General features: G+C 50.6%; 14 protein-coding genes. 2 read left to right on the forward strand and 12 right to left on the reverse strand.

Going from position 1 to position 16,940, the window contains the following annotated elements:
• Positions 1-53: 53 nt before the first annotated feature.
• Positions 54-1,019, reverse strand: a complete 966-nt coding sequence (locus CXIVA_RS02815) for an AraC family transcriptional regulator (RefSeq protein WP_013976510.1) — start codon at positions 1,017-1,019, stop codon at positions 54-56.
• 134 nt (positions 1,020-1,153) lie between these two features.
• Between CXIVA_RS02815 and CXIVA_RS02820 the strand changes: the two genes are divergently transcribed.
• On the forward strand, positions 1,154-2,428 hold the full coding sequence (locus CXIVA_RS02820) for an ArsB/NhaD family transporter (protein WP_013976511.1): 1,275 nt from the start codon (positions 1,154-1,156) through the stop codon (positions 2,426-2,428).
• A gap of 113 nt (positions 2,429-2,541) precedes the next feature.
• The gene (locus CXIVA_RS02825) at positions 2,542-3,093 is read left to right on the forward strand and encodes a hypothetical protein (protein WP_013976512.1); all 552 of its coding nucleotides are present in this window, start codon (positions 2,542-2,544) and stop codon (positions 3,091-3,093) included.
• 181 nt (positions 3,094-3,274) lie between these two features.
• On the opposite strand, the gene CXIVA_RS02830 is transcribed toward CXIVA_RS02825, so the two are convergent.
• The 11 genes from CXIVA_RS02830 to CXIVA_RS02880 form a co-directional block, all read right to left on the reverse strand.
• Entirely contained in the window at positions 3,275-4,273 is a 999-nt protein-coding gene (locus CXIVA_RS02830; protein ID WP_013976513.1) for a branched-chain amino acid ABC transporter permease, read from the reverse strand.
• Positions 4,274-4,285: 12 nt separating this feature from the next.
• Positions 4,286-5,152 (reverse strand): branched-chain amino acid ABC transporter permease, encoded by an 867-nt coding sequence (locus CXIVA_RS02835; protein ID WP_013976514.1) that lies wholly within the window; start codon positions 5,150-5,152, stop codon positions 4,286-4,288.
• A gap of 64 nt (positions 5,153-5,216) precedes the next feature.
• A complete protein-coding gene (locus CXIVA_RS02840; protein WP_013976515.1) occupies positions 5,217-5,939 on the reverse strand; it encodes an ABC transporter ATP-binding protein in 723 nt (240 codons plus the stop codon).
• Positions 5,932-6,663 carry an ATP-binding cassette domain-containing protein gene (locus tag CXIVA_RS02845; protein ID WP_013976516.1) on the reverse strand — a complete coding sequence of 244 codons (732 nt, stop codon included), beginning with the start codon at positions 6,661-6,663 and terminating at the stop codon, positions 5,932-5,934. The genes CXIVA_RS02840 and CXIVA_RS02845 overlap by 8 nt, the downstream gene beginning before the upstream one ends.
• 170 nt (positions 6,664-6,833) lie before the next feature.
• The gene (locus CXIVA_RS02850; RefSeq protein ID WP_013976517.1) at positions 6,834-8,102 is read right to left on the reverse strand and encodes an ABC transporter substrate-binding protein; all 1,269 of its coding nucleotides are present in this window, start codon (positions 8,100-8,102) and stop codon (positions 6,834-6,836) included.
• 254 nt (positions 8,103-8,356) lie between these two features.
• A complete protein-coding gene (locus CXIVA_RS02855) occupies positions 8,357-9,076 on the reverse strand; it encodes a hypothetical protein (RefSeq protein WP_013976518.1) in 720 nt (239 codons plus the stop codon).
• Between the two features lie 3 nt (positions 9,077-9,079).
• A complete protein-coding gene (locus CXIVA_RS02860; RefSeq protein WP_013976519.1) occupies positions 9,080-9,727 on the reverse strand; it encodes a GntR family transcriptional regulator in 648 nt (215 codons plus the stop codon).
• 46 nt (positions 9,728-9,773) lie between these two features.
• Complete coding sequence (locus tag CXIVA_RS02865) at positions 9,774-10,337, reverse strand: flavodoxin family protein (RefSeq protein ID WP_013976520.1); 564 nt, start codon at positions 10,335-10,337, stop codon at positions 9,774-9,776.
• A gap of 392 nt (positions 10,338-10,729) precedes the next feature.
• Entirely contained in the window at positions 10,730-12,487 is a 1,758-nt protein-coding gene (locus tag CXIVA_RS02870; RefSeq protein ID WP_347475636.1) for an IS1182 family transposase, read from the reverse strand.
• A 336-nt stretch (positions 12,488-12,823) separates the two neighbouring features.
• Entirely contained in the window at positions 12,824-13,654 is an 831-nt protein-coding gene (locus CXIVA_RS02875) for a 4Fe-4S dicluster domain-containing protein (RefSeq protein ID WP_013976522.1), read from the reverse strand.
• Between the two features lie 33 nt (positions 13,655-13,687).
• Positions 13,688-16,288 (reverse strand): molybdopterin-dependent oxidoreductase, encoded by a 2,601-nt coding sequence (locus CXIVA_RS02880; protein WP_013976523.1) that lies wholly within the window; start codon positions 16,286-16,288, stop codon positions 13,688-13,690.
• Between the last annotated feature and the right edge of the window lie 652 nt (positions 16,289-16,940).

Below are 16,940 nucleotides of genomic sequence, written 5' to 3' on the forward strand. Positions count from 1 at the left end.
AGAAGTGATAAAAGTGTGAGGATTCTGAGAACGCTCCTTTCCGGTTCCGCCGTTTACTGCCCGGCTGACCCGGTCCTTATGGCTGTACGCTCCGGTTCCGGCCGTTGATTGCCCGGCTGATCCGATCTTCCGGCTGTACACTCCGGTTCCGGCCGGTCTTCCGCCGGCCGACCGTCTGTGCGGTTCCCGGAAGGATCCTCCGGTAACGGATCTGTTTCCGGCTGATTTTCTTTCAGAAGATTCCGGTATTCCCTGGGAGACCGGTGATAGACCTCCTGAAAGGCGCGGTTAAACGTCCGCTGGCTGCCGAATCCTGACCGCATACAGATATCCGTAACGGAATCATCGGTATAGGCCAGCAGGCTCAGCGCGTATTCCAGACGGATCTCATTGACATACTGTTTGAAATTCTTGCAGATCACCTTGGAAAATACCCGGGACAGGGTATAGGGGCTGACGCCCAGCTCATGTCCGATGCTTTCCAGGGACAGATTGCTCTGAAAATGATCCAGAACATACGCAATCACCTGACAGAGCAGGCTGTTGTCCTCATTCTGCCCCCGTTTCCGAAGGCCAAGGGAATCCACGCTGCGCTCGATGATAATCGATACAAATGCCTGACCGATAACGGAATCTTCCTGTTTCAGCGGATACTCCCGCATGCTGTTCATTGCGTAGCGGATGTCCGGATGCAGGTCCCGGGCCCGGATCACCGGGCCGACGGTCTCATAAGCCTGTATCATCGGCAGAAACCGCTGCAGGGAAGAGGGAGATGCCCATACAAAAATACCGGAACCGTTCTCCAGTTCAAAGTTCTGGAACGAATGGATCTGGCCCGGAAACAGGATTGCGAAATCTCCTGCTTCCATATGATAAATCTGCCTGCTGACCGCCAGTTCAAAAGAGCCGCTTTCCACCAGAAAGCACTCCAGGGAATCGTGCAGATGAGGCGGCGCCTGATGCGGATGCCGGGCCACAACCTCAACTCCCCTTCCTTTTTTTCTGAAAAATGGAATCATATCTTCTTCATCTCCCGCAATTTTTGTCTACTTATTCCCGCCTTTTGGCACGAATTATAGCAATAACAAGCGTAGAATACAACAAGATTTTGATAAAACACTTCGTTTATACGATAAGGAAAGGACGTGATCCTATGACTCAGGAAATCATTGCCCTCGTGATTTTCATCGTTGTAATCACGCTGATCATCTCAGGCAAAGTCCATGAGACGACCGCGGCTTTGGCCGGCGCTGCCGCGCTTCTGATTACACACATCTTTACCATCACAAAGGCAATCTCTTATGTGGACTTTGATACCATCTGTGTCCTTGTGGGCATGATGATGTTCGTATCTGTAGTCAAGCACTCCGGATTATTTGAATATGTAGCCATTAAATGCGCCAAAATGGCAAAAGGCGATCCCTGGAAAATCATGGTTGCCTTCATGATTCTCACCGCAGTCTGCTCTGCGTTTCTGGACAACGTGACTACGGTCCTGCTGGTGGGACCCATGGCAATCATTATTGCCAAAATCCTGAAAATCAACCCCATCCCCATGCTGCTGGGACAGATCTTTGCCTCCAACATCGGCGGTACCATGACCATGATCGGCGATCCGCCAAATATCATGATCGGCAGCGCTGCCCATTTAAGCTTCCTGGACTTCATTGAAAACACCGGCGTTGCCTGCGTTATCGGACTGATCGCAGTCATCTTCGCCATGAAGATCGCCTATAAGAAAAAACTCAAGGCTGACGCCAAGGCGATTAAGAAAGTCATGGAGCTGGATGAAAACAAAGCCATCTCTGACAAACGCCTCTTAAAGATCAGCGTAGTAATGATCCTTCTGATTATCATTGCCTTTTTCTTCCATGACAAACTGGGCATCGAAAGCGGTACTGTAGCGCTGACCGCCGGTGTGGTGATGCTGCTCATCGGCCGGCAGGATGTGGAAGAAACGATTCATGATGTGGAATGGCCGACCATCCTGTTTTTCATCGGACTCTTTGTCTGTGTCGGCGGTCTGGAGGCCACCGGATTCATTTCACAGCTTGGCAGCCTGATCATGAAAGTATCCGGCGGTCATCTGGTAGCCACCATGCTGATTCTTCTGTGGGCTTCCGCGCTGATTTCCGCAATTCTGAACAATGTGCCGTTTATCGCCACACTGATTCCGCTGGTTCTCGCCCTCGGACATCAGGGAATGAACATTACCCCTCTGTGGTGGGCAATCTCCCTGGGCGCTTGTCTGGGCGGCAACGGTACCCAGATCGGAGCTTCCGCAAATGTGGTCTTAAGCGGTATCGCCGGCAAAAACGGCTATCCCATCTCCTTCTCGCGCTATACCAAAGTCGGAATGCCCGTCATGCTGATCACGATCCTCATTGCCACCGGATTCCTGCTTTTAAAATTCGGTCATTTAAGCTGATTTCTGCCGGAAGGCAGAACCGCGGCGGCAGGCCCGGAGGGTCTGCTGCCGGTTCTCCTTGCGGATCCCGGCCAATTGTCCTATAGTTTATAATAACAGGGAGGAATACAACCATGAAATATACGATAAACCCCATATCCGATGATCTTGTCAATACGGTGGTGCGTCAGCTGGGAGCCATTTCCGTCAAAACAAAAAGCGCCAATGTAAATGTCGCCACCTTTCAGCTGTCCGAAAATATACGAATCAAATATAAATACGAAATGAAGGAAGATGAGCCATTCTATCTGCAGCGGATCTCTCCGTATCCCCTGCTGATCGGCACATGCGAAACCACCGACCAGCTTCTGGCGATGCTGCGCAAAGATCTGAAAATGTTTCAGCGCGCTTACAAAAGCAGCAATTTTCCTGAGTTTCTGGCCATTATGACCAAACTGACGGAAGCGCGCCGCCGGACAGAAGATCTGTTCCTTCACTACAATATCCCCGCGGAAAGCCTGACACAGATCGACCAGGATCTTCTGGCGATCTTCCATGGTCTGCGGGACGCCAAACGCAGCGCCGCCCCCATCGCCGAGCCTGTTTTTCCGGATGACGATTTTCTGATGGAAGCCCCGGATCCTGCGGATACCGGTGATTCCGTCAGAGAAAGGGAATCAAACTGAATCTCGCTGCTGCATATCTGCAGAGAAGCTGCCTGATTTCTCTGCTGCCGCATATCTGCAGGAAAGCACCTGATTTTCCTGCTGCCGCATACCTGTACAGAAAGCCCCCGGGAAAATCCCGGGGGCTTTCTGCAAGGAATTGTATGTCAATCACCTGATTGATATCTGTGATTGGAGGGCTTTATTTGGATGCCTCCCCCTTTGCCGGAGCGGAAGGCTCAAAGTCCGGGATACTTCGTCTGGGCGACAGAAGCAGGAACCCGGTGTGCTCGTAGATGAATCCCATGATTCCCTGAGGAGCTGCCATAATAACTACAATGGCAATGATACCAAGCACGATATTGGACATACCCGGATAGTTATACATGATCTGGGTGATGATAACATAGAGAATCGATCCGATGATGGGGCCCTCCATGTATCCCAGTCCGCCGATAATTACCGCGAAGGTCATGGCAATGGTCCAGTTGATGGAAAATCCTGTGGACGGATTGATGTAAGCGGTCTTCATATACTGAGCGCCGCCGATCAGTCCCATCATGGTGCAGGCGATGACGTAGCATTTCAGCTTGGTTTTGTACAGCTCTACACCCATAACCTCTGCCGCGGATGTGCTGTCACGCATAGCCATCAGCGCAAGTCCTGTCTTGGAACGAAGCAGGCCGTATACCACCAGGGTGGCCAGCACCGCCACCACCAGAGCCGTCAGATACAGCACGGTGGGGGACATCAGGAATACGGATCCGATGGACCAGTCCTGGGCATATCCCACAAACTTCCAGTTTGAGAAGAAGATCGTCAGCGCTTCCGCTACAATCCAGGTACCGATGGCAAAATACACACCGCTCATTTTAAAGACTGCCGGTGACACCGCCAGGGCAAACAGTCCGCAGATCACCGCGCCGATAATGATGGACAGGTACACATTCATGGTATATTTCACGGACAGGATGGTCAGACTGTATCCGCCGATACCGATAAATGCCTGCATACCAAGGGACAGCATGCCGGCGTAACCGCCCAGCAGATTCCACATCTGACTCATGGCCAGATACAGACAGATCAGTGTCAGTACATCAATCAGTTTTGCATTGCCCGTTACCGGCACTGCGACAAACAGCAGCAGCAGAACAATGACCAGTATAATCAGACTGGATTTCGAATGGCTTTTTGCTTTCATTTTCACCCCTCCTTATTTACGTACTGCAGAAGCTGCAAACAGACCGTTTGGACGGGTTGCGAGGATGACCAGAAGCACGATATAAGCCACCAGCATCTGAACGCCGGATCCGAAGATATGGCCGCCTACCAGCTGTGCCACACCAAGGATAATACCGCCAACCAGCGTACCGAAGAGACTTCCCATACCGCCGATAACTACCACACCGAAGGCGATGATCAGGTACTGTGTACCGGAGGAGGGATAGAATGTAAAGGTAGAGCCTACCAGCGTGCCTGCGACTGCCGTGATGCCCATGCAGATTACCATAGCTACCGCGAATGCCAGTTTGGTGTTTACACCCATCAGCTCGGCTGCCATCGTGTCATCTGATGTGGCACGGATCGCACGTCCGTAATTGGTATACTTCATAAACAGCGACAGACCGATGATGATTACACAGGCAATGATAAATGCCATCAGATAGCTGGCGGATACCGTCAGATACTCTGTGGTAATCACGTTCTTTGAAGTCAGCGCATTGTTGATGGACTGGTTGTCCGCTGAAAAAATCTTCAGCATCAGGTTGGACAGGAAGATGGACAGGCCGAAGGTTACCAGCAGCGCCGGCGCCTCTCCTTTATCCATAACCTGGTTCACCAGGAACTGCTGAATCACGAATCCCAGCACGCACATAACGATGACGGAAATAATGGTTGCCAGAACCAGCGGGAGGCCCGCTGCCCGCGTAATAACAAGTGTAATGTATGTACCCAGGATCATCAGATCACCATGGGCCAGGTTGGTCAGCCCCATGATACCGAATACCAGAGACATGCCGACACCGATCATAGAATACAGACCTCCCAGGAGGATACCTGTAATGATAACTTGCAGCATACGAATCTACTCCTTTTCTTTTTAATTTTCATAACTGTCTGCGCGAAACATTCCGCTGCAGCCGTCAGGACGCGAAATCATTCATACCAAAGTATGCGTCATTTACATCATCTACATTCAGTTCCGATGTCTTGCCCTGCATCACCACACGGCCTTCCAGGATCACATACGCGTAATCCGCCACGGAAAGGGAGCGGTTTACGTTCTGCTCCACCACCAGCATGGTCAGGCCGGTTGCCGCGATCTCCTGCAGTCTGTCATAAATATCATTGATGACTACCGGTGCAAGTCCCAGGGAAATCTCATCCAGCAGCAGGATCTTCGGCTGGGTCATAATTCCCCTTCCGATGGCCAGCATCTGTCTCTGTCCGCCGGACAGGTAGGTCGCTGTCTGATTTTTCTTTTCTTTCAGAACCGGAAACAGGGTATAGACCTGCTCCAGCCGGCTGCTGCGTTCAGAGCCTTTGGCCAGATACGCGCCCATCAGCAGGTTGTCCTGTACCGTCATTTTCTCAAAGCAGTGGCTTCCTTCCGGGGACATGGACAGCCCCAGGCGGGCGATCTGATTGGTTTTTTTATGGGAAATGTCTGTTCCGTCGAAAACAATGGTTCCGTTTTTCGGGTGATTGATTCCGCAGATGGTATTCATGATTGTGGATTTGCCTGCGCCGTTTGCCCCGATCAGGGATACGATCTGGCCGGGTTCCACATGAATGCTTACATCTTTGATCGCATGGAAGTCACCATAGAACACGTCGATATTATTTACTTCCAACAGCTTACTCATCGTCGTCTCCACCTCCCATGTATACGCGTTTTACTTCCGGAGAATTCATGACATCCAGCGGTTTGCCGGTGATGACATCCACGCCGTCTGCCAGCAGCATCACCCGGTCGGTTCCTTCCAGCATCGTGCGGATGATATGCTCGATCCAGATCACGCTTACGCCCCGCTGTTTGATCTCCTTTACCAGATTGATGATCAGTCCTACTTCCGATTCTGTCAGGCCGCCGCCTACTTCATCCAGAAGCAGCACTTTTGGTTCTGTCGCAAGGGCCCGGCCGATTTCCAGACGTTTCCGGTCCAGCAGGGCCAGTTTGCCTGCGAACAAATCCAGTTTGTCATCTAACTTTATGATTTTCGATACTTCGATTGCTTTCTGTTTTGCCTGTGATTCTGACATTCCCGCGCCGAATACGCCGCCGACCATGATATTCTCAAATACGGTCATCTGTTCAAAGGGTCTCGGAACCTGGAATGTACGTCCGATGCCATCCCGGCACCGCTGCGTCACACCCTCATCACCGATGGGTTTGCCGTTAAAGACCACCTGTCCTTTGGTGGGTTTCAGCAGTCCGGTGAGGATGTTCAGCAGTACTGTTTTGCCTGCACCATTCGGGCCGATTACACCAAGCACCTCATTCTCACCCAGCTCGAAGTTGATATCCTTCAGTACGTGGTTGCTTCCGAATGAGATTCCCAGCCCGCTGGCTGATAAGATTGCACTCAATATGATACCTCCCTGAAAAGCGTAAAAAAGGCCGCTGCCGCCCCGGTGCCCGGTACTTCAGACACCGAGGGGGTCACAGCGGCATTTCTTGTATCTCTCTTTGTGTCAACGCCATTGGCAGTCTGCCTTGCGGAACCATTCTGCCGATGGTATCACTGCCGCTTTCTGTATTATTTCAGAAGCTGGATATCAGCAGTTGTCTTTGCATCCGGGATCTGGCTGTTGGCGATAATGTTCTGTGTCCATTTACCGTCTTTGTAGATCCACTGTCCTGTGGTCAGAGCCTGTACGGAATAGTGCTTGTCATTGTATTTGATCTTGCCGATTACGGTATCCAGATCAAGATCAGCGGCTGCGGCTGCCAGTTTGTCTTTATCCATGGAACCGGCTTTGTTGATGACAGCGGCAAGGATCTCAATATTGGCGTAGTCATAACCTGCGGTCGGCACTGCATAGGAATCACCGGTTACTTCGATGTATTTCTTGCCCAGATCCTTGCAGTTCATGCCGTCCAGAGAAGATTTGTAAGGATAATCATCTCTCCACCATACTTCGGAGCACAGGCCGCTTGCCAATCCGTTTGCTCCGATGGAGTCCACATCGGCCTTGAACAGGGTAGCCTTTGCTACGGTAATTACTTTCGGCATATAGCCGGAAGATTTCAGCTGTTTAAAGAATGTACCGTAGTCAGAGGTAAGCATAACGCCGGCAACTACTTCACATTTCTGGCTCTTGATGTTGCTGATGATGGAAGAGTAATCCGTTGCGCCGGAAGTATAAGCGCCCGGGTCATAAGCGGTGTAGCCATTGGATTTAGCGAAATCCGAGAACGCGTTGATCATGGTCTGACCTTCTGTATCGGTTGCGTGCATAACGGCTACCTTCTTATTGGTATCGCCAAGATCCCAGGCATCCTTGAATGCGGACAGCTCGTTCTTGGTATTGAATCCTGCGTGGAACGCATATTTGTAATCTGAGGTTGCCCATGCTTCATCCGGTGTATCTACGGACAGACATACCACGCCGGCACGTTCGCAGGCTGCCGCAACAGGTACGGTGGTATCTGCCGTCTTGGATGTGATCATGATATCCACTTTCTTGGCATTGATCAGGTTGTTTGCTGCCTCAGAAGCCTTTGTCGCACTGGATTCTGAATCCGCAGCCACCAGCTGTAATTTCACATCTTTGCCGTCTACCTTAATGCCCTTCTTGTTGGCTACGTCAATGGCGTATTTGGTCCAGTCTTCCGAATGGGCACCGAAGGCTGCCAGGGCGCCTGTCTTCGGATATACGAAACCTACGGTAATCGTGTCGCCGGAAGATCCGCCTTCCTTCGCTGCAGATCCGCCGCCTTTGCTTCCGCTGCCGCAGGCCGCCAACCCTACTACCATGACACCTGCCAGAGACAGTGCCGCCAACTGTGAGATTCTCTTTTTCATGTTGCTTCCCTCCATTTGTTTTTTATTTGCTGCAGGCAAATGTATCAAAGATTTCCCGGGAATTTCCAGGCGTCCGTATACATTTTGCACAACAGCCACGCTCCTTTGAACAATTGTATTGTACCATTCGCATATTCTGTACGCAAATAAAAACGAAGGTTTTACCGTTCTGCTGTAAAACCTTCGTATGATTACCCCATAGTTTTGTATTTTTCATATAGTTACTTGAAAGTAACCTGTTTATAAAATCTTTCTTAACTTTTTGAAATCTCTTCCGTTCTTTCCTGTCGATTTTCCTCGCAGAGATCCATTGTGCGCGCAATTAACGCCACCGTACTGGCCACCGGATAGCCGAACAGCAGCCCCACCGTGGCAAATTCCTCACTGCCGGTGCAGAAATGGATGGGAATCGGACATTCTTCCCTGCCGAACCAGTTCAGTTCCCTGGAAAAATATTCTTCCATCTGTCCCCGGTCCAGCGCAATCCCGCAGTCGCTGTAGATCTGCAGCAGGCGGTCCAGGTCGAAATAATCCCTCAGGGTGCCGGTCCGGCTTAAATACAGCAGATAGCGGTATTCCTGCGGATGATAGGGATAGCAGTAATACCGGTCCGGCTTCTGCTCCACTTCTGCAAGAATACTCATATATTCCTGGGCAGATGCCGGGTAAATCGTGGCCGCCACCTTGCGTCCCTTCTGCACTGCGCGGTTCATATACGGAACCACCGGAACCGGTCCGTAATTGTTGCTGCAGCAGATCAGATTATACCAGCTTAAATACGGGCTTTCGTAATCCTCTGCCCGCAGGGGATAAAAGATCTTTCTGCAGGTGATCTCTTCCGGTCCCTGGGAAGGGAACCTGTACTTCAGGGACACCGTGACGCGTTCTTCCTGCTGCTGCCGGTACAGGGCGAAAATCACCGGTTCCCCCACATCGTATTCCTGCGCAAACAGCTGTGTTTCCTTCTGGGTCATGGGTTATATGTTGTACCTTCCTGTAATCAGCTTCTCAATATAATACTGTTTGATGTATGCTTCATGGGCGCGGACCGCGGCAATGGCCCCCTCCATATCCCTGGCTTTCAGAGCCGCAAAGATCTGCTCGTGCTGGTCATTGGTCTTTTTTCCATGCTCCACATCGTGAAAGGAAGTGATGTCAAACCTTCGTTTCTGATTGACCAGTGTTTCAAATATGGAATTCAGCCGCCGGTTGTGCACATTGTGAATGATACAGTCATGAAAGCGGATATCCCACTGCATCCGCACATCCAGCCTGTCTTCTGAAGTGTTTTTCCGCGTTTCCTCAAGGATTCTGCTCATTTCCTCGTCAATCGCTTCGTCATAATTCTTCAGGGACATCTGGATCGCGTAAATCTGCAGCACTTCCAGCAGATCATAGACTTCCAGTATATCTTCCAGCGTATAGACCGGCACCATGATGCCCTTGCCCGGTTCCCCGGTCAGAAGTCCGTCCTTTACCAGAAGCCGCAGCGCATAGCGCACCGGCGACCGGCTTACCTGATATCTTTCTGTCAGTTTTCTCTCTACCAGAACAGTGCCTGCCGGAAATTCATTATTCAGAATGTCCTGCTTGATCTGCTCATAGATCATATCTTCTTTTGTCATTATACGATCTCTTTCCCATGTGTTTTTGTGTATCCGCAGGCTGCCGTCAGGCATTTGCGATCTCACGGCCCACATTGTAAGCCTGCTGCATCAGCTCTCTGTTATCATCGGCTGACTGCGGATTGTTGGCATTGGTGCATACGATCCGCTTTTCGTTGACAAATCCGAACCCCGGAAACATTGTCCCCGCCAGGAAATCAAAATAGGAGTCATGCATATGCGGATCATCCATTTCCTGTGTGTACACGGTTACAATCTGCTTCTCCCCGCAGCGGGGCCGGCCGTCATTGCCCAGCAGCGGAAACATCCGGTCATACAGATTTTTTACCATGCCATTAATCTGCATAAAATAAATCGGGGATCCGATCACAACCGCGTCCGCTTCCTTGACCTGCTCGATGGCCTTTGTCAGCTCATCGTTCAGAGAACACTTCCCGTCGTTGATCCGGCAGCCGAAGCAGCCCTGACAGGCGGACATTTTCAGTTTAAACAGGGTATAACTGTTTACCTGCGCATTGTGTTCTTTTGCGCCGCGCTCAATCATATTGCAGATTGTGGCAGTATTTCCGTCAAACCGCGGACTGCCGTTAAAAATTACGACTTTTTTCATGAATCTTATCCTCCGTTCTTCCTGCTGTGTGGTACGGATTCCTGTCCGGCCGCCATCCCCTGTGACCGGATCCTCGCCTGTGATACGCCGGCAGACGGGGAATCCATCAGTCAGATTCATTTTAACGGAGGACTCTGTATGGTGTTATTCTATTTAAGCTACCATTTATGCGGAAATCGGTCAACCCTTTGTATTCCATTGGTATTCTTTTTAAAAAAGGGGTTATCGGATAATACCGATTTCAGCCCCTTATCACTGAAACAGACAGGATCCCTGATATATTCAGCACTTCTTAAGAAGCTGCATTATAGCAGGGATCCTCTTTCTTTGATATCATCCGGATTTTGGCGCAGACTATCCCCATAATCCTTCTTTTTGCGGGGGCTTTTCTTTTACGCTGCAGAACTCTCTGTTTTTGGCTCGAATTCCTTCAGCTGCCCTGTCTGGAACCTGTGGTATTTATTGATGTTCCGTCCGATCACAAACAGCATGAATTCCTTATACACTTTTTTGGATGATCGGTAGTTGAACCGGCGGAATCCCTCGTTTTCCTTAATGTCGCCAAAATGGCCTTCCGTCTGGATCGATCGGACCTGACGGTTATAGATGCCGTGATCACTCTGGATGTTCCTGTGGCTCTCTGCTTTCAGCTCCTCCCAGGACTCATTGATCTTCATCATCTTGTTTTTGTCAGCATCCTGACCGGCATCATATTTATACAGGCATCTTCCTTTATGCGCGCATCCGCTGCAGTCCGCACATCCGTACACTTCCATGGTTTGTGTATAACCGTCCCGTTTATGTCTCTCTGTCCGGATATGCCGGAGGCTGCGGCCGTCATGGCAGCGGTAGTAAACCCCCTCATCATCTGCGCATTTCTCCATGTTGTAATGCCTGCCGATGTCGTTTTTATATGCGCGTGTTTTCATCTTCTCGTGTTCCTGCAGCTTGATGTAGCTGGTGATCCCGTTTTCTTTCAGATACAGGAGGTTCTTTTCGCTGCAGTATCCGCTGTCCGCAGTGAACTCTTCTGGATATCTCCCAAAGGCTGCTTTGTGTTTTTCCGCCACCGGGATCAAAGTATCATAGTCTGTCCGGTCGTTACTGACATAACTGTGGATAATGAAGTAGTTTTCCACTGCGATCTGTACATTATATGCCGGCTTTAACTGGCCGTTGAGCATGTGGTCTTCTTTCATCCGCATGAATGTTGCTTCCAGGTCTGTCTTGGAATAGCTGTTCCTGTCATCACCCATGATCTCAAAGCATTCCTTGTATTTCATCAAACGCCTTCCGCAGTCTTCCAGTTCCTCGTATAGCTTCTGGAGCTCCGTCCTGCGTTTCCCTTTTCCATTGGCAAAGATGATGTCCTCACCGTCTGCGATCTGCTTTAAGTTCTTCTGGAGCGTCAGCATCTCCAGCGGGGAGCAGTTGCTGATCCGGATCCGTGTATTGTTGGGAAGCTTTTTGTGTTTTGTGAGCTTTCTCTTCCTGTTCTTTTCAATGACTTCACGGACTTTGCCCATCCCTTCGATGGCAAACATCTTTACATTGTCTAATCCGTACTTTTCCTTATATCCTTCCTGATCCAGCAGCGTATTGTACCTTGCATAGAGCATATCAATCGTATCGAGCAGGCCGGCCAGATGGTAATTGATACTCCCCCTCCAGACGAACGTATACCGGTTGGCATTCGCCTCCAGCTTTGTCCCGTCCAGGAACAGGGTATCCAGGCTGATCAGGCCTTCCTTATGCAGGCGCAGGATGAACTGATAATGCAGATCATCCAGGATATCACCCGTCAGCTTCTTTCCGATGAAGTCGTAAAAGGCATCACGTTTCGGCTTCTCGCCTTTTGTCAGCCAGATGAAAGCGACATCCCGTTCACAGAGTTCAACGATCCGGTCCACGGAACGTATGCCCCGCATGTTCGCGTAGGTGACGACAGCAAACATCATGATCGGATTATACCCGGTTCTTCCCTTGGCAGAATAACGGCCGAGCAGACCGGAATAATCAAGATCCTCCATCACTTTTTTAAGGGTATAGACGGGGTCGTCGGCGGGTATGCCGATCTGATATAAGCTGAAGTTAATCTTCAGTTGCCCTTTTTCGAAAAAATCGTTATAATAATGATGTTTTTTTAGCATAGTTACATTATACAATGTAACGGGAGAAAGGTGGTCAGAAACGGCCATCTTTTTTCTTTTATTTCAAAGATGTCAGTCCTATCTGCGGACGCCAGCCCTGACAGCCGCTTTCGCGGTGGCTGTTTGCCAGAGTCAATATGATCAGTTCGGGGAGAACTTGGGATATCAGCCTTGCGGGATCCATCCTCTGGTGATGTCATACATTCGGCACGCAAGGTTTATGAGCCAGATCATATGAACAGAAAAGGATCCGACCAAACTCATTTCGAGTCTGGACGGATCCCGTTTTTAGCCGTCTATTTCCCGACAGCCCCTTCCGCTTATTTCCGCAAGGAATTAATTCATTTCTGTGTATTCCAGATTCAGGGACTCCCCTGCGATTTCGAATTCCAGATCCTTCTTTCTTCCGTCCGCATTGATGCTGATGACATATTTGCCGTCATCCAGGCCGTCGAACTTGAAATCTCCGAAGAAATTCGTCTTCTGTACTTCCAGAACCTTATCGTCCTGTTTCAGTTCGCAGACCGCATTTTCAAAGCAGTCTCCGTCCACGAGAATTCCGCCTGCGGCGAAGTTCTTGGTAAACCGGTACAGGTTCTTGTAATATACATGGGGCTTGGTGCCCAGTTCCGGCCGGTAAACTTCCAGGCCTTCTGCCTCGATCATCGCCTGCATCTCATCCGGCTCCAGGTTAAACGCCTTCAGCGCTTTGGTCGGACAGTTGTGCGCGCAGCGCGGGATTCCAGGAATCCAGTCCGGATCATCCAGCAGATGTGCGCACATGGTGCATTTCTGCGGTACATCCGCGTCTTCATTGTAATAAATCGCGCCGTACGGACAGGAATCTACCAGGGCCTTGTTGCCTTTTGCCTTCTCCATATCGATCATCACAATACCGTCTTCCCGGCGTGTCACCGCACCGTTGCCTGCCGCGATACAGGGCGCGTTTTCACAGTGCTGACATGGCATCGGCAGATAGCTGTAATCATTCCGCGCGTATTTGCCGCGCTCTCTCCGCTGAATGTTCATCCAGCGATGGCCGTGGCGGGGCTGCGCGTTGGTATATCCGGGCCACTCATTTCCCACGTGTTCATCTTTGCAACCCATAAAGCAGTTGTTGCAGTCATGACACCATCTGACATCTATCACTAAATACCACTGTTTCATCTCGATTCTCCTTTCAGGCCGTATCCGCGAGACTTAGTAAATCTCGTAAATACCTCCATCCCATTTTTCTACTTCTACCTGAGCACTGTTCGGTGCCATACCGCATGCATATTTGGACATGTAGCGGTCCGGTGTAAGGATATTGACGCAGCCGCCCCGGTCAGCCGAGCAGCCTGGTTTGCCAAGAGGAGCATACTCTGCGCTGGACTCATAGGAATGAACCGTACCCGGCTGGACACGTTCTCCCACCTGGGCGCAGAGGATGACAGAACCTCTGTCGTTGAAGGCGCGTACCAGGTCGCCGTCCTTGATGCCGCGGGCCTCGGCGTCTACTGTATTCATACGGATGATCCAGTAATACCAGCCGTCTACCAGCACGCGGTGATCCTTGATATCCAGCATGAAGGAGTCTTTTGCGTCACCCATGGTATGCATGGAAAATCTGGGATGAGGGGAAAGCATACCCAGAGGGTATTTCTTAGCCACTTCCGCATGCCAGCTTTCCCATGCCGGCACATATTTATGCATGGACGGACGGTACTCGTCCACAAATCCCTGTTCCTCGAAACGTTTCAGTGAAGTTGAGATGAATTCCACCTTGCCGGTGGTCGTCTGCAGCCCCTTCAGGCCTACGGTCTGGTTCGGAGCCGGACCCCAGTCAGGTGTATCACGCACACGGTCCTCTGCAAACCAGCGGAGCGCAGGTGTTTTCTTTCTGTTCGGATTGTCCGGAACAACCAGATAGCCCTTCTTGAAGAATTCTTCCCATGGCATTACTTTCGGGCAGTCGGTTGCGTTGTAGTACTGCTCTACCCATGCCAGTTCATCTTTGCCTTCGGTAAAGATATCGTAAATTCCCAGTTTCTTGGCCATCAATGCGTAAATTTCGTAATCCGACTTGGATTCTCCCAGGGGTTCGATACATTTTGCCTGCAGGGAGATGACACGGTTATTGGCCATCTGGAAGTTGTCCGGAATATAACCGGAGCAGTTGGCAAACTCGGAAATATCCCATCTCTCATAGTTGGTGCAGGCCGGAAGGATCACATCCGCGAAGGGAACCTCTCCCTCGAACCAGATGGACTGAGATACCACGAACTCCAGGCTTTCCGATGTGTACATCTTCGCGTAACGGTTTGTGCCTGTCATGGTTCCGATATGCGGTCCGCCGTATTTCCAGTACATCTTGATCTTGCCGTAGCCGGGAGCCGGATACTGGTACGGATGCATCTGCGCCTCAATGGTGGGTCCGCAGAAGCCCTTGCCATACCACTCAAACTTGCCGTTCATGATGCACTCCGGAATCTTCAGACGCGGAATATGCTGGCCTGCTTCCCAGTTTACCTTAACCGGAGCCGGGAATGTGGTCTTGCCGTCAAACATTCTCCAGGCAAACTTGAAACCGGCCGCGGAGTTTGCGCAGTCACCGGAAATGCCACCTTCTGCATAACCCGGGAAGTAGAATTCATAATCCGTAGGAACGCCCTGTGTGGTGGACCAGATGTTGGAACCCGGTTTGCCAAGACCCTGCATGGTTGCGAGGGCGATCATGCCGCGTGTCCACTCAATTCCGTGAGTCGCACGGCAGGCTCCGCCCCAGCCGCCCATACCGCCGGCTGCAAGGTAGGTGTTTTTCTTTGCCCATTCACGGGCAAGCGCGCGAATTTCGCAGGCAGGAACACCGGATTCCTTCTCTGCCCATTCGCAGGTCTTCGGAATGCCGTCTTCGCCGTTGCCCAGTACATATTCTGCCCACTCTTCAAATCCGTACGCGTGGGTCTTTACATATTCTTTGTCATATGTGCCTTCGGTCAGCCAGGTGTATGCAATCGCAAAGGAGATAGCATGGTCGGTGCCGACTTTCGGTGAGAACCATTTCATTCCCCACATATTGGCGGAATGGTTGAAGAACGGGTCAATGAAGACCATCTTTACGCCCAGCTCATCCAGCCAACGGCGTCTGATGTGTGATTCATAGGCTGCGTAGATTCCGCTGTTTACTTCCGGATCCGAGGACCAGAACACGATCATCTCCGCGTATTTCAGGCCGTCCTCCAGCAGATCATACTGCTCCGGACATCCGAGTCTCCAGGAGAAGCCCCACATATGCATGCCGCCCCAGTGCCATCCTTCCCAGCTGTCCGGGTTGTGATCCGCATAGGTGAATCCCATCAGGTTCATAAAACGGAAGTAGGTGGAATGACGGTAGCCTACATTTCCCCATAAATGATGAGAGGAAGGCGTGGACATGATGGATGCCGGACCACTCTCTCTCTTAATTCTGTTGATTTCCTTTACAACGATATCTGTCGCCTCATCCCAGCTGATTCTCTCATAGCCGGAAATACCACGGTTCTGAATATTTCTTTCCCCGTCCGGATCGAAATCCACACGTTTCATCGGATACAGAATCCGGCGATCCGAGTAGATCATGGATTTCTGACCTGCGGTAAACGGTGCAATCGTTGTATAGCGCGGCGCCTTGAATTCTCTGCCACGTGCTTTGATTGTCCAGCCTTCCGGATCTGTCTCGTCGAAGTCCATGGGTGTGATACGAACGATCTTTCCATCTTTCACATAAACGAACACCGGACCTCCGGTACTGGAGTTTGTCAAACGAATTTCGCCTTTCATGGCTAAACCTCCTTTTTACTAGTGATTCATGACCATCCTGCCTGCTGTGCCTCCTCCGCGCTCTGTGCCCTGAGTAGAGGGAAAGGCCTTCGCCCGTCAGAAACTGCGCAGACTTTGAGAGAGACATCCCCGCCTCTCACATACCTGAATTATAAAGTGTAGTCTAACAACACACTCAAGCACTTTTTTTTATTTTTCCTGTTTTCTTCTGCCCGTTCTGTTCGTTTTTATCTGTCTGCCCACTGCACTCTCATTGTTTTTATGCAGAATGTACAATGATTTTCCCTGTGGGCGGAAAATGACTCTGGTGATTTTGCACACCGGGCCGTTTCGCCCCATTCCCGCTGCCCCAGTTTCCGTATCAGACAGAATGAGCCGCGGCACCCGGACAGATCCGGAGCCGCGGCTCGCTCATGCTTTTTTATTTCTTATCTTCGATCTGATTCTTCTTTCCGCCGACAAAGCAGATAATCAGAAGTACAAATGCTACACACAGAAGATAAACCGAGACAATTGTAATTGCCATAATCCGTACTCCTCCTTACAGTTTTTCGCCTTTGTGCGTCAGTTTCCAGATAATCGTAATAATCGCGCACAGAACAATTCCGATTACATACTGTGTTACAATATCCTGTAAAATCCACATAATCCT

It is taken from the genome of Clostridium sp. SY8519 (assembly GCF_000270305.1).
Classification (GTDB): domain Bacteria; phylum Bacillota; class Clostridia; order Lachnospirales; family Lachnospiraceae; genus SY8519.

Coding starts and splice junctions, on each gene's coding strand:
- CXIVA_RS02835 (WP_013976514.1), bottom strand. CDS start 5,152: ATGCTGCAAGTTATCATTACAGGTATCCTCCTGGGAGGTCTGTATTCT.
- CXIVA_RS02820 (WP_013976511.1), top strand. CDS start 1,154: ATGACTCAGGAAATCATTGCCCTCGTGATTTTCATCGTTGTAATCACG.
- CXIVA_RS02875 (WP_013976522.1), bottom strand. CDS start 13,654: ATGAAACAGTGGTATTTAGTGATAGATGTCAGATGGTGTCATGACTGC.
- CXIVA_RS02850 (WP_013976517.1), bottom strand. CDS start 8,102: ATGAAAAAGAGAATCTCACAGTTGGCGGCACTGTCTCTGGCAGGTGTC.
- CXIVA_RS02825 (WP_013976512.1), top strand. CDS start 2,542: ATGAAATATACGATAAACCCCATATCCGATGATCTTGTCAATACGGTG.
- CXIVA_RS02865 (WP_013976520.1), bottom strand. CDS start 10,337: ATGAAAAAAGTCGTAATTTTTAACGGCAGTCCGCGGTTTGACGGAAAT.
- CXIVA_RS02870 (WP_347475636.1), bottom strand. CDS start 12,487: ATGCTAAAAAAACATCATTATTATAACGATTTTTTCGAAAAAGGGCAA.
- CXIVA_RS02815 (WP_013976510.1), bottom strand. CDS start 1,019: ATGATTCCATTTTTCAGAAAAAAAGGAAGGGGAGTTGAGGTTGTGGCC.
- CXIVA_RS02855 (WP_013976518.1), bottom strand. CDS start 9,076: ATGACCCAGAAGGAAACACAGCTGTTTGCGCAGGAATACGATGTGGGG.
- CXIVA_RS02840 (WP_013976515.1), bottom strand. CDS start 5,939: ATGAGTAAGCTGTTGGAAGTAAATAATATCGACGTGTTCTATGGTGAC.
- CXIVA_RS02830 (WP_013976513.1), bottom strand. CDS start 4,273: ATGAAAGCAAAAAGCCATTCGAAATCCAGTCTGATTATACTGGTCATT.
- CXIVA_RS02860 (WP_013976519.1), bottom strand. CDS start 9,727: ATGACAAAAGAAGATATGATCTATGAGCAGATCAAGCAGGACATTCTG.
- CXIVA_RS02880 (WP_013976523.1), bottom strand. CDS start 16,288: ATGAAAGGCGAAATTCGTTTGACAAACTCCAGTACCGGAGGTCCGGTG.